The organism is Paraglaciecola sp. (genome assembly GCF_039943935.1).
GTDB lineage: Bacteria > Pseudomonadota > Gammaproteobacteria > Enterobacterales > Alteromonadaceae > Paraglaciecola.
Genome location: NZ_JBDUZQ010000023.1, coordinates 179,799 through 193,937, shown reverse-complemented (window position 1 = coordinate 193,937; position 14,139 = coordinate 179,799). Strand labels below are relative to the sequence as shown.

Below are 14,139 nucleotides of genomic sequence, written 5' to 3'. Positions count from 1 at the left end.
ATGGAATATCACTTTGAATATGCTGGTAAAACCATTGCTACAGATAAAGCAGGGTACTTACTAAATGTAGACGATTGGCAAGCTGAGTTAGGGCCAATACTCGCGGCAACAGAAAGTATTGAGTTGACAGAAAATCACTGGGAAGTAGTGAATTTCGTTAGGAGTTTTTATTTAAAGTTTAATACCAGCCCAGCTATGCGCGCCTTAGTAAAAGCTATGAAAAATGAATTTGGTGAAGAGAAAGGCAATAGCCGATACCTTTTTAAATTGTTTCCTAAAGGGCCAGCTAAGCAAGCAACCAAAATAGCCGGTTTGCCTAAACCGGCTAAGTGTTTGTAGATAGGTCGTTTAGGCAAAACTTCAGAGTCAAAAACATTTATTGTAAAAACCGCTGTTCCTCACTGATTTCACAACTAGGAACTGAACGAGTGTTATTGTTTCTATCTATAAACCAACATTCTTCATAGATTGAACAATAACAAAGTTCAATTGTTAAAGAGCTCATAGACTTGCGGAACATTTGGTTATGTTCTTGACTACTTTTTTCATGTAATGCAATTGCAGGAATACTTTCATTACTTGGCAGTGTCATACCACCTATGTGTGACTGAACCGTAGTGGTTGGAAAGTCAGGGATATCCTTCCAATATTTAATATAGTTTTCTCCGTCATTGATTTTGGCGTACTTGATCAATGCAGGCCCAGTACCTCTGTTAGATATATGGAAACTTAGCGTTGGAACTGCACTTCTATACATGACCAAATTCGGCCAGACAGACGCCCTAGCATATGCACGATCAATGTAAGCTGAATAAATACCTACAACTGTGGTTACCAAACTCATAAACAAGGCCGAAAAAGCCACTACCATTTCTGGTTTACGGTACCACTTTGTATCCTGCATTTATGCTGCTCCTATTAAAACGTCCTTTTAGCCAATTTTATCTAAGCCACCTAAGTAAGGTTGTAACACCTTGGGAACAGTAACCGAGCCATCTGCCTCTTGGTAGTTCTCTAGTATTGCCACTAAAGTGCGGCCTACCGCTAAACCTGAACCATTTAATGTATGTAATAGCTCAGGTTTATTGCCTTGCGCTCCGCGGAATCTTGCTTGCATTCTTCGCGCTTGAAAATCTAACATATTTGAACAGGAAGAGATTTCTCGATAGGTGTCTTGAGCGGGTAACCATACTTCTAAATCGTAAGTTTTACATGCACCAAATCCCATATCTCCGGTACATAAGAGTACTTTACGGTACGGTAGCTCTAGTAATTGCAATACTTTCTCTGCTTGGCTTGTTAGCTCTTCTAAGGCATCAAAAGAAGTCGAAGGCTCTACCAATTGCACTAACTCAACTTTCTCAAATTGATGTAAGCGAATTAAACCACGGGTGTCTCGACCGTAAGAACCAGCCTCACTACGAAAACAAGGCGTGAATGCAGTCATTTTTATAGGTAAATCTTTTGCGGTGTATATTTCATCACGAGCGATATTTGCTAGAGGCACTTCAGAGGTAGGTATCAGAGATAAGCCCTGCCCTTCTTCTGTAGCCGGCTTGGTGTGAAACGCATCGCCCATAAATTTAGGAAACTGGCCTGTCCCAGTCATGCTTTCTGCATTGACTAAAAGGGGAACATTAGTTTCTTCATAGCCATGTTGTTGGGTGTGAAGGTCTAACATAAATTGCGCTATAGCACGATTAAGGCGAGCCACTTGACCACGCATTACTACAAAGCGAGATCCCGCTAGTTTGGCGCCAGCATCAAAATCGACACCTTTATTTAACCCTGCCCCTATATCAACATGGTCTTTAACGTCAAAATCAAATTCTCGAGGTGTACCCCATTTACTGATTTCTACATTATCGTCTTCGTCTTTACCTTCTGGTACCGAATCATCTGGCATATTTGGAATACCAGCGGCTAAGGTTTGAATTTCTTCTAGTAACTCGGCTAATTCAACTTTTGCAGAGTCTAACTCAGCACCCAATTTGCCGACTTCGGCTAACAATGGCTGAATATCTTCGCCGGACGCTTTAGCTTTACCAATTGACTTAGAACGTACATTACGTTCATTTTGTAATTCTTGAGTTTTTATTTGTAGTGATTTACGTTTTTCTTCTAAAGCAGAAAAGGCATCAACATCTAATGTATATCCTCTTCTTTGTAATTTTTCAGCTGCTTCTTGAATGTCGCCACGTAAATATTTTGGATCTAACATCTTGTTTTATCTAACCTTTAACTATTTGAGAGCCTACCCATGCTGCGAATAAACAGCACAGAATATTTAATGTTATGTTAAGTGCAGCTTTCAACCATAAGCCTTGTTGAAAGAGAACTATTGTGTCTACGGAAAAAGTGGAGAATGTGGTAAGCGCCCCCAAAAAACCAATTCCTATTGTTGTTCGTAATAATGTGGTTTCTAGATGTCCATGCTCGAACAATGAATACAAAAAACCTAATAAAAAAGAACCGACAACATTGACCAGAAGTGTACCAAAAGGAAAGCCTTTACCAAACCATTGAAACATCAGTTGAGTCAGAAAATAACGTAAACATGCTCCCGTTGCGCCACCTAGGGCGATAAATATGTAAATGGTGGTGCTTTGCATGTTATTTGTACCTATGTTGGGTGCTTGATGCATCTAAGTTTTTTAAAAAATTCAATTTCTCTTGAAGTTTTTTTTCTAAACCACGATTAGTGGGTTCATAATATTGCATATGTTGTTTAGCCTCTGGGAAATAGTTTTCTCCCGCAGCATAGGCATTGGGCTCATCGTGAGCATACCGGTACTCTTGACCATAACCTAGATCTTTCATTAACGCGGTTGGTGCGTTTCTTAGGTGCTCTGGCACTGGGAAGTCAGGATCATTTTTAGCGTCTCGAATTGCGGCTTTAAAAGCGACATATACTGCATTACTTTTTGCAGCACTGGCACAATAAATAGTGGCTTGCGCTATAGCACGCTCTCCCTCAGCGGGCCCTACCCTATGGAATATATCCCATGCATTTAAACAAATTTGCATGGCTCTTGGGTCAGCGTTGCCAATATCTTCTGTAGCTATGGCGAGTAAACGCCTCGCTACATACAACGGGTCGCACCCTGCAGTTAACATTCGTGCATACCAATATAAGGCAGCATCTGGTGCTGAGCCACGTACAGATTTATGAAAAGCTGAAATCAAATCGTAGAATTGGTCGCCATTTTTATCATATTGGGCAACGCGCTCTCCCACAGCAAGTTTTACCATCTCAGGTGTTAGCACATGGCTTTCTGCAGGTAAAAAATCTGCGGTCAGCTCTAGATAATTTAATAAACGCCGGGCATCTCCACCAGAAAGGTCTATGAGTAGTGATTTAGCATTTTCTTCAATTTGAATGGTACGTTTACCTAAGCCTTTTTTATCATCCTGTAACGCACGAGTTAACACTTCATCTAAATCGTGCGCGTTCAAGCTTTTTAAGACATACACTCTAGCCCGAGAAAGCAAAGCATTGTTTAATTCAAAGGAGGGGTTTTCGGTGGTAGCACCAACAAAGGTGACGGTACCATCTTCGATAAAGGGTAAAAAAGCATCTTGTTGGCTTTTATTAAAACGATGCACTTCATCTACAAATAATATAGTTCTTTGCTGATGTTGTGAGGCATATAACTTTGCATTTTCAATGGCCAAGCGGATGTCTTTAACACCACTACTGACTGCCGACAAACGTTCAATATGGGCATTACAATGGGAAGCAACTAGCTCGGCCAGTGTAGTTTTACCTGTGCCTGGCGGCCCCCATAAAATCATAGAATGACACTGACCTCTAAGTAATGCTGCACGTAAAGGCTTATCTGGTCCAATGATATGTTGTTGTCCAAAGTATTCTTCTATTGAACCTGGGCGCATACGGGCTGCTAGAGGAGTAAAATCCTCAGCACTTGTTAGACTGTCTGAAAAATCGAACTCGTTGGTCATGGATTACGTTGGTCATCCAACTCATACCCAATAGGCATGCTAAAAGAAAAAATAGATTGTAAAATGTCCCCATTTTGGCTTATGTCTGAGAAAGCCAAACGACTAGTCTGCTGCTGTGTATCACGGGTTTCCAAGCCTAATAACTCATCACCTTCAAAAAACAAACGCAATACTTCAATGCTGCCATTATCAGAGATTGGTTCAATAATAAATTGCCCCGCGGCTACTGCTACATTGTAATCCTGCCACCTTTGGCTATGGGGATCTGTCAACAAGATAAGGGGATTATTTTCAATTGCTGAATTTTGTTCATAGGCCACGACTTGCTCCATGAAAGAGTCGATAGTCCACAACGTGTCACCGTCTGCTAACAATACACTTTCGTTTGGCTCCAGTAATTCCCAATAAAGTTTATTCGGCTGGCTCATGGCTATTTTACCTTGGGTTAGCTGAAGTACGGTTCCTTCTGAATCAGTCACTGTTTGTGTAAAGTTAGCTTCATAAGTCCGTAAATTATACAATTTGTCTTTTAACTGTTGCTTCACATCGTTAGCATCTCCTTGTGCAAATGCTTGATTAAGCAAGCATACACAGCTAATAAGCAACCAAATAATAGTCGTTGTTTTCTTCATAATTATATTTCTCGAATATCTAAAAGTGAGTCTTAATCTCTTGGAGCAGGGGCAGCTAATACTTCCCTATTTCCATTATGACCGGGTGCAGATACGACGCCACTCTGTTCCATTTGTTCAACTAAACGCGCTGCGCGATTGTAACCAATTCTAAATTTACGCTGTACACTAGATACTGATGCTCGACGAGTCTCAGTAATAAACGCCACCGCTTCATCATAAAAAGCATCAAATTCTTGATCTTCACCTTCAGGTTGTTCTCCAGGGAGGAGTATTTCAGCACTGGCGTCGCCATTAAGTATTTCATCAATATATTGTGGGGCTCCGCGCTTTTTCCAATCAGCCACTACGGCATGAACTTCATGATCATCAACAAAAGCACCATGTACCCGTGTAGGAACGCCAGTTCCTGGAGGTAAGTACAACATGTCACCAGATCCTAACAATGCCTCTGCTCCCTGTTGATCTAAGATTGTTCTAGAATCGATTTTAGACGACACCTGAAATGCAATACGTGTTGGAATATTGGCTTTAATCAAACCTGTAATAACATCTACCGATGGCCTTTGTGTGGCTAATATTAGATGTATTCCAGCCGCTCTCGCCTTTTGGGCAATACGGGCAATTAACTCTTCCACTTTTTTACCAACGATCATCATCATGTCGGCAAATTCGTCAACTACCACTACAATTGCTGGCAACTTTTCTAAAAATGGCGCTTCGGTATCCATACTTTCTTCTGATTTCCACAACGGATCACGTATGGGCTCCCCCTCTTCAATCGCCTTTAATATTTTGGCATTACAGCCTTTTAGGTTTCTCACTCCTAACGCAGACATCAACTTGTATCGACGTTCCATCTCACCCACACACCAACGCAGTGCATTTGCGGCTTCTTTCATGTCGGTTACTACTTCAGCTAACAAATGTGGAATACCCTCGTAGACTGATAACTCAAGCATTTTAGGATCGATCATAATTAAGCGCACATCTTCTGGCGTCGATTTATATAGTAAACTTAAAATCATCACATTTACGCCCACTGATTTACCAGAGCCTGTGGTACCAGCCACTAATAAGTGAGGCATTTTCGCAAGGTCTACAAATACAGGCTTACCTGAAATGTCTGCTCCTAACACCATAGTTAAGGCTGATTCAGACGATTGAAACACATCATCAGTTATTACTTCACTTAGTCGCACCATGTCTCGTTTTTTATTTGGCAGTTCAAGACCAATTACAGATTTACCAGGGATAACCTCGACAACACGTACAGATATCGCCGACATAGAGCGAGCTAAATCTTTAGATAAGGTCGTAATTTTACTAACCTTTACTCCTGGTGCTAATTCCATTTCAAACCGAGTAATGACAGGGCCTGGGTAAACGCCCACTACTTGCGCTTCTATATTGAAATCAGCCAACTTGCTTTCGAGTAAACGAGAAACCATTTCAAGCTCTTCAGGCGTAATTGGGTTCTTCACTTTATCGGCACGTTCTAGTAGGTCAAAAGAAGGCATTGGGCCTTGCGTTTGGCCATCTTCACAAGGTTCAGGAACGTGAACAGCTGTCGCAGTGACTATACCGCCAGAACCAGCTGCAGGTTCGAATTTAGGTTCTTTGTGCACTTTGGGTTCAGTACGAGACTTAGTAATTTTTTTCTTTATCTCATTAAATGACACGGGGGATTTAGACGCTTCTTCTGGTTCTTCCAAAATACTATGCGGGACTTCAGGCTCTATGCTTGGCTCTTCAGGTGCAGTAGCAAATGGGTTTTCCTGCCTTGGCTGTTCTCCCCAAAATTCGTTTTCTGTATTTTCTAAAGCTGGGTGTTTTTTCTCTGGGCGCTTAAAGGTTAATAAGGGTATTGACGATTGTCTTAGTTTTGCTGGAGTTCGATAAATACAACGGGTAATAAAGAGTGTGAGCTCTCCCACCTTATCTACTATTGACAGCCATGAAATTCCACTCAACAAAGTAAAACCAGTACAAAACAAGCATAGTAGTAATAAAGTGGTACCTACCAAACTAAAATATGGGATCAATGAAGAACTAAGAATATCCCCCACCATTCCACCAGACGTATAAGAATGAATATCAGCTACATTCATACTCAGTAAACCAGTCACACCTAATGTCAATAAGATTGCCCCTACTAACCTTAATCCTATGGTGAGATAGTCTATCTCAAGCAGGGTTTTCGTCTGCTGGAACAAAAACCACCCCAAAAAAGCACAACAAAAGGGCAAGCAATAAGCAAAAGAGCCTAAAGTAAAAAATAAGATATCCGCAAACCAAGCGCCTATGGGGCCAACCCAATTGTTAACTTCACTTTGCAAACCCGCCTGACTCCAGCTGGGATCCGCTGGATGAAACGAAGCCATGGCCAATAATAGAAAGAATGCAAAAACGCTGCTTACAATCATCCCTACTTCCATAACTCTTTGAATGCCAGTCAGTCTTGCCATAGGTTTTATTTCGTTACTTTTTTATGATGAAATTAAGGCTGTATAAGATACCAGTGTCGATGTGAAAATCCTAGTTTAGTAAGTTTCTTCGCTTAGTAATTAAACGATTGAAATCAACGAAGACTAATTTTCACTTGGGTAGACTCTTTAACCTCTTCCATCACCACATAGGTTCGAGATTCGCTCACTCCTGGTAAACGTAATAAAGTGTCACCTAATAGCTTTCGATAACTGGACATATCAGCTACTCGGGCTTTTAGTAAATAATCAAAGTTGCCAGATACTAAATGACACTCCTGAATATCTTCATGCTCTTTCACTGCAGTAGAAAATTCTTCAAAAATATCGACCGAAGTTTTTACTAATGTGATTTCTACAAAAACCAACATAGCCGCACCTAGCTTTACTGGGTCAACTCTAGCTTGGTATCCTGTGATATAGCCTTCACCCTCTAACCTTTTAACTCTTTCTAAACAAGGACTTGCACTCAACCCAACCTTGGTGGCCAACTCTGAATTGGTAATTCGTCCGTTTTGTTGTAGCTCAATTAAGATGTTTCTATCTATTCTATCTAGGTGTTTCGGCGTTTTAATTAGCATATTTAATTTTGCATATTAACAATTTTACAGAATTTTATACTTTAACTAACTTTTATTCAAAACTTCTTACTGAAGAAGTTCCTTTATACTCAATCCAGCAAAAAACAACTAAAAACCTTTAACCATATGGGAGTAATAAAATGCTGATTGGTGTACCAAAAGAAATAAAAAATCACGAATATCGTGTAGGACTCACTCCTGCTGCTGCTAAAGAATTTATAAATAACAATCATCAAGTATGGGTAGAAAAAGATGCTGGTACTGGCATTGGCTTTACTGATGAGCAATATGTAACGGCTGGCGCTAAAATTATAGCAACTCCAGAAGAAATATTTGCTAACGCAGAGATGATTGTAAAGGTTAAAGAGCCACAACCTAACGAGTGTAAAATGTTACGTCCTGGCCAAATTTTATACACCTACTTACATCTAGCACCGGACCCTACTCAAACTAAACTATTAGTAGAATCAGGCGCAACCTGTATTGCTTATGAAACAGTTACCGATATTAATGGTGCACTCCCATTACTTGCTCCTATGAGTGAAGTTGCCGGAAGAATGGCAGTTCAAGCTGGAGCTCATTATTTAGAAAAAGCACAAGGGGGAAGCGGCACTTTATTAGGTGGCGTTCCTGGTGTAGCTCCTGGAAAAGTATTAGTGATAGGTGGCGGTGTAGTAGGTCTTAATGCTGCCAAAATGGCAATGGGCTTGGGCGCAAGCGTTACCATACTAGATAGATCATTAAATCGCTTGCGCGAGCTTGATGACATTTTTGAGGGTCGCTTGGCGACTGTTTATTCTACTGCTGAAGCAATCGAGTACTACTCTTCAAGGGCCGATTTAGTTGTTGGCGCGGTATTAGTTCCTGGCGCTGCAGCACCTAAATTACTAAACCGTGAACATATTAAGAATATGAAAGCGGGCTCTGTCGTAGTGGACGTAGCGATTGACCAAGGAGGCTGTTTTGAAACTTCAAAAGCAACCACTCACCAAGACCCGGTTTATGTTATTGATGATGTAGTACATTATTGCGTAGCAAACATGCCAGGTGGGGTGGCTCGTACCTCTACTATGGCCCTTAACAACGCAACATTGCAATATGGTTTGGCTTTAGCCAACAAAGGGGCAAAACAAGCTATGCTAGATGATGCACACTTACTAAATGGACTAAATGTACATCAAGGTAAAGTAACTTATAAAGCCGTTGTAGATGCTTTAGGTGAAGAACTAAACCTTGATTACCTAGAGCCTAAAACTGCTTTAGAAACACTTTAAGTGATTTAATAAATTGATTGGTTTATATCAATCAATGCTTGTAATGGGTCAGCCGCTTGTGTAATTGGCCGGCCTATTACTAAATAATCAGAACCAGCATCGATGGCATTTTTTGGTGTCATAATTCTGATTTGGTCACCTTTATCAGCCCCCACAGGGCGTATACCAGGTGTGACCAAAGTAAAATCTTTTGCCACTTCACTTTTAAGTAGACTTGACTCCTGTGCCGAACATACCACTCCATCTAGACCGCACTTATGCGTAAGCTTAGCTAGATTTAATACTTGTTGTTGCGGCGATAATGTTATGCCAATCGCATTTAATTGCTCTGCATCCATACTAGTAAGTACCGTTACTGCTATCAGAATGGGTTTATTGGCACCGTAACTTTCAAGCCCTAATCGCGCTTGCTCCATCATTTTAGGACCGCCAGAGGCGTGTACGTTCACCATCCAAACACCTAAATCAGCTGCAGCTTGGCAAGCTTTAGAAACAGTATTAGGAATATCATGGAATTTAAGGTCTAGAAACACATCAAAGTTTTTATTAACCAAGGTTTTTACAAACTGTTGCCCAAAGTGGGTGAACATTTCTTTACCCACTTTCAAACGGCATAACTCTGGATTTAATTTATCGATGAAAGCTTCTGCTTTATTTAATTCTGCAAAATCTAATGCAATCACTACTTTTGGATCTTTCACGCTACTCCCCATCTAAGCCTTTAATTGGTCTAACCACACCCCATTTCTTACAGGAAGGACATAGCCAATGGAGCTGGCTACCTGAAAAGCCACAACTGTGGCATCTAAATTTTGGGCGCTGTTTTATTTGCTCTTCAACTAAATCTTTTAACAGGCTCAAGCTATTAGTTGACTGATCGTGGTGCTGTAAATCTATATACAGCCCCATCAAGGTTTTAAACCCTTTCATGGTAGGGTGTTTTCTAAGTTGACCTAGTAACACCTCAGCTGCTTTTTCAGTATCACCTTCTTTTGCCATTAACTTAACTTTAGCTAAATAAGCAGTAGCACATTGTTGCCAATATTCGTCTAACACTTTATTTAGTTTTTGCTCGTCATTTAACTTGTCAGCACACTCCTCAATTAAAGGTACTGCTTCGCTCAACCAGTTAATATCTCTAACAGGAACCTCTGCTAAGTAATCTAAGGCACGCTCATATTGTTGTTCACCCATAGCAATTTCACCCAACATTAACCAAGGTCGAATAGCATTTTCATCTGCTGCACTTGCTTTATGAAGATTGTCTAACGCGGCTTCAATTTGAGTATTTTTCCAATCAATATTAGCTTGCTCACAATAGAAATGAGCGACTCTAACGTAAAGTTCGCTACTATTGCCCCCCGCTCCTATCATTCTTTCAGCAAGCTCTATGGCTCGTTGCCATTCTTTGGTAGTTTGATAAATATTAAAAAGTTGGGTTTGCGACTTAATAAAGTGACGTTCACTATTAAGCAGTTGCAGAAAAGCATTTTCAGCACGCTCTAAAAAACCGGCGAGAATATAGTCTCTTCCTAACTCATATAGTGCTGACTCTCTTTGAGAAAGAGATATTTCATCTTTGCTAACTAAGTTTTGATGAACTCGAATGGCTCTATCAAGCTCCCCTCTATGGCGGAAGAACTTCCCCATTGCAATGTGGGTTTCAACAGTGTCACTGTCTAAATCTATCATTTTAATGAGTGTGTCAACGGCTTTATCAGGTTCGTCCGATAACAAAAAATTTAAACCTTTATAATAGTGTTTTGCGAGTATACTTGATTGACGACGCTGAGATTGCCTAACACTATTACGGCCCATCATCCAACCATAACCGGCGGCTACGGGCAATAGAAGGAACAGAAGCTCTAACATTACTTAGCAGTTACCTGTTGAGTAAGTTTTTTATTTTTACGTGTTAGTGCAGCTATTTTCCACTTCATCCTAAAATAAACATAAAGAAAAATGATAAAACACAGACTAAAACCTAATATAAATGCAGTCACTAACACAGCTGACATTTTAACTTCAGCTTCTGCGAATAGGTAATTGACCAACACAAGATGACCATTTTGAGTACCTACAGCCCCAGCAATTACTAGCATCACCAATATAAAAATGAGTAGTACTAAACCTTTGATTTTCATTTGATGCCTCCGCGGTTACTACTAGAAGAAGGTTAATTTGGCGTACAAAAAATGGATGTCTAAAGTATGAAACAGGTTAACTTTGGCCAGATATCAAATTTTGTAGCTTACTCTAACAAAAACGGCACCCTAATTGGAGTGCCGTTTTTAAAAAAATACTTAAAGTATTAGTTAGCTAAGCTTTCATTAACCCTTTCTCGTAATTCTTTACCTGGTTTGAAATGGGGGACATATTTACCTTCCAATTCAACTGTTTCACCGGTTTTAGGATTACGGCCAACGCGTGGAGCGCGATAATGTAATGAGAAACTACCGAAACCTCTGATTTCGATTCGCTCACCTTTCTGCAAGGTTTGCGCCATTTGCTCAAGTATTTCTTTTATCGACGTTTCAACATCTTTGGCTGGTACTTGGCTCATTTTATCGGCTAGTCTTTCGATAAGTTCTGATTTTGTCATTCTTAAATTCTCCCTCAATCAAAAAAGCTTTCAGTACCGATAATAAGCGCGTAAGTATTTTTGTCAAAACAATAATTCTGAAAAATAATTTACGCGCCTGCCTTTCTAGTCGTTTTTAGCTGCTTTAAACGCGTCTGCGAATGCATTAGAGAAACCAACTTCTTCTTGTTGATTTACTTTATCTAGTGCTTCCTTCTCGTCAGCTTGGTCTTTTGCTTTAACAGACAAGTTAACGATACGGTTCTTACGATCAACACCCATGAACTTAGCTTCGATTTCAGAATCAACGCTAACTACTTCAGATGCATCTTCAACACGGTCACGAGACAAGTCGCCGGCACGTACATAACCTTCAACTTCTTCAGCTAACTTAACTGTTACGCCTTTAGCATCAACTGCTGTAACGGTACCAGTAACGATTGTGCCTTTCTTAGTATCAGTGATGTACTGATTGAACGGGTCTTCTTCAATTTGCTTAACGCCAAGAGAAATACGTTCACGCTCCGGGTCAACTTGTAAAACAACAGCTGAGATTTCGTCGCCTTTCTTAAAGTCACGAACGGCTTCTTCGCCAGTTTTGTTCCAAGAGATATCGGATAAGTGAACTAGTCCATCTATGCCGCCATCAAGGCCAATGAAGATACCGAAATCAGTGATAGATTTGATCTTACCAGAAACTTTGTCACCTTTGCTCTGCGCTTTAGCGAACTCTTCCCAAGGGTTAGGGATACATTGCTTAAGACCAAGAGAAATACGACGACGCTCTTCATCAATTTCAAGCACCATAACTTCAACAACATCACCTAAGTTAACAACTTTAGATGGGTGGATATTTTTGTTAGTCCAATCCATTTCTGAAACGTGAACAAGACCTTCAACACCGTCTTCGATTTCAACGAAACAACCGTAGTCAGTTAGGTTAGTTACAGCACCACTTAATTTAGCGCCTTCAGGGTAACGGTTAGCAATTTCTTGCCATGGATCGTTGCCCATTTGCTTCATGCCAAGAGAAACACGTGATTTCTCTTTGTCAAACTTAAGTACTTTAACGTTGATTTCGTCACCAACATTAACGATTTCACTTGGGTGCTTAACACGTTTCCAAGCCATATCTGTAATGTGCAGAAGACCATCTACACCACCTAAATCAACGAAAGCACCATAGTCTGTAAGGTTCTTAACGATACCTTTAACTTCATGACCTTCTTCAAGGTTAGCAAGAAGCGTATCACGCTCAGCACTGCTCTCAGCTTCGATAACAGCACGACGAGAAACAACAACGTTGTTACGTTTAGCATCTAGCTTGATAACTTTAAATTCTAATTCTTTACCTTCTAGGTGCGCAGTGTCTCTAACTGGACGTACGTCAACCAATGAACCAGGTAAGAAAGCACGAACAGTGTTAACTTCAACCGTAAAGCCACCTTTAACTTTACCGTTAATTACACCAATGATCGTTTCTTTTTCAGTGTACGCTTTTTCTAATTCTACCCAAGCTTCGTGACGTTTCGCTTTTTCGCGAGACAAGATAGTTTCACCGAAGCCATCTTCAACTGCATCTAGAGCAACATCGATAGAATCACCAACAGCAACATCAAGTCCACCATCAGCATTTCTAAATTGTTCTACAGGGATTGCACTTTCAGATTTTAATCCAGCATCTACAAGTACGATATCTTTATCGATTGATACGATAGTACCTTTAACAATAGAGCCAGGGCGGGTTTCAAGTTCTTTTAAACTTTCTTCAAATAGATCAGCAAAATTTTCCATATAGGTTTAATTCAATTCTTTTTTAGACATCCACGAACAATCCAGTGGGCGTGGGGTTGTTATTCATAACCAAATCAATCCTTAACTTGGCAGGCTTTTACTTTATTTACTATGAGATAGCTTTTATTTTGTTAGCTTCTGTTTCGTAAATACTTCAATCTTTTCAATTACTTGCTCAACACTCAACTCAGTTGAATCTATAACAAGAGCATCTTCTGCCGGAACTAAAGGAGCTACGCTGCGATTCGTATCGCGGTCGTCACGAGCCTTTATGTCGGCCAAAAGGCGCGGTATGCTAACATCATGTCCCTTTGCTTTCAACTGCTTATAACGCCTATCTGCACGCTCTTCAGCGCTCGCAGTTAAAAACACTTTAACTTCAGCCTCAGGAAACACTACGGTTCCCATATCTCTTCCATCTGCAACTAAACCCGGTGACTGTTTAAAAGCCCTTTGTCTTCTCAGTAACGCTTCACGAATTGACGGTAATGATGCGACTTGAGAAGCGACGGCACCCACTACTTCAGTGCGTATAGTGTCACTAACATCTTCACCTTCTAGCATAACTTTAACGCCACTTTCAGTCGCTTCAAAGTGAACATCTAAACTAGATGCGAGGGGTAACAACCCGACTTCATCTTCACTTGGGATTTGATGATGAATAGAAGCAACCGCTAACACTCGATAAATCGCTCCGCTGTCCAGAAAATGCCAACCTAGTTTTTTTGCTAACAAAGTACTTGCGGTTCCTTTGCCTGCACCACTTGGTCCATCAATTGTGATGACCGGTTCTATGTACATGTGCTCTCCTGAGCCAATAAAATCGGG

General features: G+C 40.5%; 15 protein-coding genes. 2 read left to right on the top strand and 13 right to left on the bottom strand.

Annotation, left to right across the window (positions count from 1 at the left end):
* On the top strand, positions 1-339 hold the full coding sequence (locus ABJD71_RS15705) for a TusE/DsrC/DsvC family sulfur relay protein (RefSeq protein ID WP_348171510.1): 339 nt from the start codon (positions 1-3) through the stop codon (positions 337-339).
* Between the two features lie 37 nt (positions 340-376).
* On the opposite strand, the gene ABJD71_RS15700 is transcribed toward ABJD71_RS15705, so the two are convergent.
* The 7 genes from ABJD71_RS15700 to lrp form a co-directional block, all read right to left on the bottom strand.
* Complete coding sequence (locus tag ABJD71_RS15700) at positions 377-904, bottom strand: hypothetical protein (protein ID WP_348171507.1); 528 nt, start codon at positions 902-904, stop codon at positions 377-379.
* A gap of 27 nt (positions 905-931) precedes the next feature.
* Complete coding sequence (gene serS, locus ABJD71_RS15695) at positions 932-2,221, bottom strand: serine--tRNA ligase (protein WP_348171500.1); 1,290 nt, start codon at positions 2,219-2,221, stop codon at positions 932-934.
* Positions 2,222-2,231: 10 nt separating this feature from the next.
* Positions 2,232-2,612, bottom strand: a complete 381-nt coding sequence (gene crcB / locus ABJD71_RS15690; protein ID WP_348113346.1) for a fluoride efflux transporter CrcB — start codon at positions 2,610-2,612, stop codon at positions 2,232-2,234.
* Position 2,613: 1 nt separating this feature from the next.
* Positions 2,614-3,963 carry a replication-associated recombination protein A gene (locus ABJD71_RS15685; protein WP_348171497.1) on the bottom strand — a complete coding sequence of 450 codons (1,350 nt, stop codon included), beginning with the start codon at positions 3,961-3,963 and terminating at the stop codon, positions 2,614-2,616.
* The gene (lolA, locus tag ABJD71_RS15680) at positions 3,960-4,595 is read right to left on the bottom strand and encodes an outer membrane lipoprotein chaperone LolA (RefSeq protein ID WP_348171494.1); all 636 of its coding nucleotides are present in this window, start codon (positions 4,593-4,595) and stop codon (positions 3,960-3,962) included. The genes ABJD71_RS15685 and lolA overlap by 4 nt, the downstream gene beginning before the upstream one ends.
* A gap of 32 nt (positions 4,596-4,627) precedes the next feature.
* Positions 4,628-7,063 carry a DNA translocase FtsK 4TM domain-containing protein gene (locus tag ABJD71_RS15675; protein ID WP_348171491.1) on the bottom strand — a complete coding sequence of 812 codons (2,436 nt, stop codon included), beginning with the start codon at positions 7,061-7,063 and terminating at the stop codon, positions 4,628-4,630.
* A gap of 113 nt (positions 7,064-7,176) precedes the next feature.
* The gene (lrp, locus tag ABJD71_RS15670; protein ID WP_348171488.1) at positions 7,177-7,662 is read right to left on the bottom strand and encodes a leucine-responsive transcriptional regulator Lrp; all 486 of its coding nucleotides are present in this window, start codon (positions 7,660-7,662) and stop codon (positions 7,177-7,179) included.
* Between the two features lie 140 nt (positions 7,663-7,802).
* Between lrp and ald the strand changes: the two genes are divergently transcribed.
* Positions 7,803-8,936, top strand: coding sequence for an alanine dehydrogenase (gene ald, locus ABJD71_RS15665; protein WP_348171485.1), 1,134 nt, complete (start codon positions 7,803-7,805; stop codon positions 8,934-8,936).
* A 5-nt stretch (positions 8,937-8,941) separates the two neighbouring features.
* Here the strand turns inward: ald and pyrF are convergent, their stop codons facing one another.
* The 6 genes from pyrF to cmk form a co-directional block, all read right to left on the bottom strand.
* Positions 8,942-9,637: an orotidine-5'-phosphate decarboxylase gene (pyrF, locus tag ABJD71_RS15660; RefSeq protein WP_348171482.1), complete on the bottom strand. Its 696-nt coding sequence runs from the start codon at positions 9,635-9,637 to the stop codon at positions 8,942-8,944.
* Position 9,638: 1 nt separating this feature from the next.
* Positions 9,639-10,808 carry a lipopolysaccharide assembly protein LapB gene (lapB, locus tag ABJD71_RS15655; RefSeq protein ID WP_348171479.1) on the bottom strand — a complete coding sequence of 390 codons (1,170 nt, stop codon included), beginning with the start codon at positions 10,806-10,808 and terminating at the stop codon, positions 9,639-9,641.
* Positions 10,808-11,080 carry a lipopolysaccharide assembly protein LapA domain-containing protein gene (locus ABJD71_RS15650; RefSeq protein WP_348171476.1) on the bottom strand — a complete coding sequence of 91 codons (273 nt, stop codon included), beginning with the start codon at positions 11,078-11,080 and terminating at the stop codon, positions 10,808-10,810. Before ABJD71_RS15650 ends, lapB begins: the two co-directional genes overlap by 1 nt.
* A 167-nt stretch (positions 11,081-11,247) precedes the next feature.
* Positions 11,248-11,538 carry an integration host factor subunit beta gene (gene ihfB, locus ABJD71_RS15645; protein ID WP_348171473.1) on the bottom strand — a complete coding sequence of 97 codons (291 nt, stop codon included), beginning with the start codon at positions 11,536-11,538 and terminating at the stop codon, positions 11,248-11,250.
* Positions 11,539-11,643: 105 nt separating this feature from the next.
* Positions 11,644-13,311, bottom strand: a complete 1,668-nt coding sequence (rpsA, locus tag ABJD71_RS15640; RefSeq protein ID WP_133469539.1) for a 30S ribosomal protein S1 — start codon at positions 13,309-13,311, stop codon at positions 11,644-11,646.
* A 123-nt stretch (positions 13,312-13,434) separates the two neighbouring features.
* On the bottom strand, positions 13,435-14,112 hold the full coding sequence (gene cmk / locus ABJD71_RS15635) for a (d)CMP kinase (RefSeq protein ID WP_348171470.1): 678 nt from the start codon (positions 14,110-14,112) through the stop codon (positions 13,435-13,437).
* Positions 14,113-14,139 lie beyond the last annotated feature (27 nt).

Bases quoted from the DNA above. Each gene is read 5' to 3' on its own strand.
- ABJD71_RS15705 (WP_348171510.1), top strand. From the start codon at position 1: ATGGAATATCACTTTGAATATGCTGGTAAAACCATTGCTACAGATAAA.
- ABJD71_RS15700 (WP_348171507.1), bottom strand. From the start codon at position 904: ATGCAGGATACAAAGTGGTACCGTAAACCAGAAATGGTAGTGGCTTTT.
- serS (WP_348171500.1), bottom strand. From the start codon at position 2,221: ATGTTAGATCCAAAATATTTACGTGGCGACATTCAAGAAGCAGCTGAA.
- crcB (WP_348113346.1), bottom strand. From the start codon at position 2,612: ATGCAAAGCACCACCATTTACATATTTATCGCCCTAGGTGGCGCAACG.
- ABJD71_RS15685 (WP_348171497.1), bottom strand. From the start codon at position 3,963: ATGACCAACGAGTTCGATTTTTCAGACAGTCTAACAAGTGCTGAGGAT.
- lolA (WP_348171494.1), bottom strand. From the start codon at position 4,595: ATGAAGAAAACAACGACTATTATTTGGTTGCTTATTAGCTGTGTATGC.
- ABJD71_RS15675 (WP_348171491.1), bottom strand. From the start codon at position 7,063: ATGGCAAGACTGACTGGCATTCAAAGAGTTATGGAAGTAGGGATGATT.
- lrp (WP_348171488.1), bottom strand. From the start codon at position 7,662: ATGCTAATTAAAACGCCGAAACACCTAGATAGAATAGATAGAAACATC.
- ald (WP_348171485.1), top strand. From the start codon at position 7,803: ATGCTGATTGGTGTACCAAAAGAAATAAAAAATCACGAATATCGTGTA.
- lapB (WP_348171479.1), bottom strand. From the start codon at position 10,808: ATGTTAGAGCTTCTGTTCCTTCTATTGCCCGTAGCCGCCGGTTATGGT.
- ABJD71_RS15650 (WP_348171476.1), bottom strand. From the start codon at position 11,080: ATGAAAATCAAAGGTTTAGTACTACTCATTTTTATATTGGTGATGCTA.
- ihfB (WP_348171473.1), bottom strand. From the start codon at position 11,538: ATGACAAAATCAGAACTTATCGAAAGACTAGCCGATAAAATGAGCCAA.
- rpsA (WP_133469539.1), bottom strand. From the start codon at position 13,311: ATGGAAAATTTTGCTGATCTATTTGAAGAAAGTTTAAAAGAACTTGAA.
- cmk (WP_348171470.1), bottom strand. From the start codon at position 14,112: ATGTACATAGAACCGGTCATCACAATTGATGGACCAAGTGGTGCAGGC.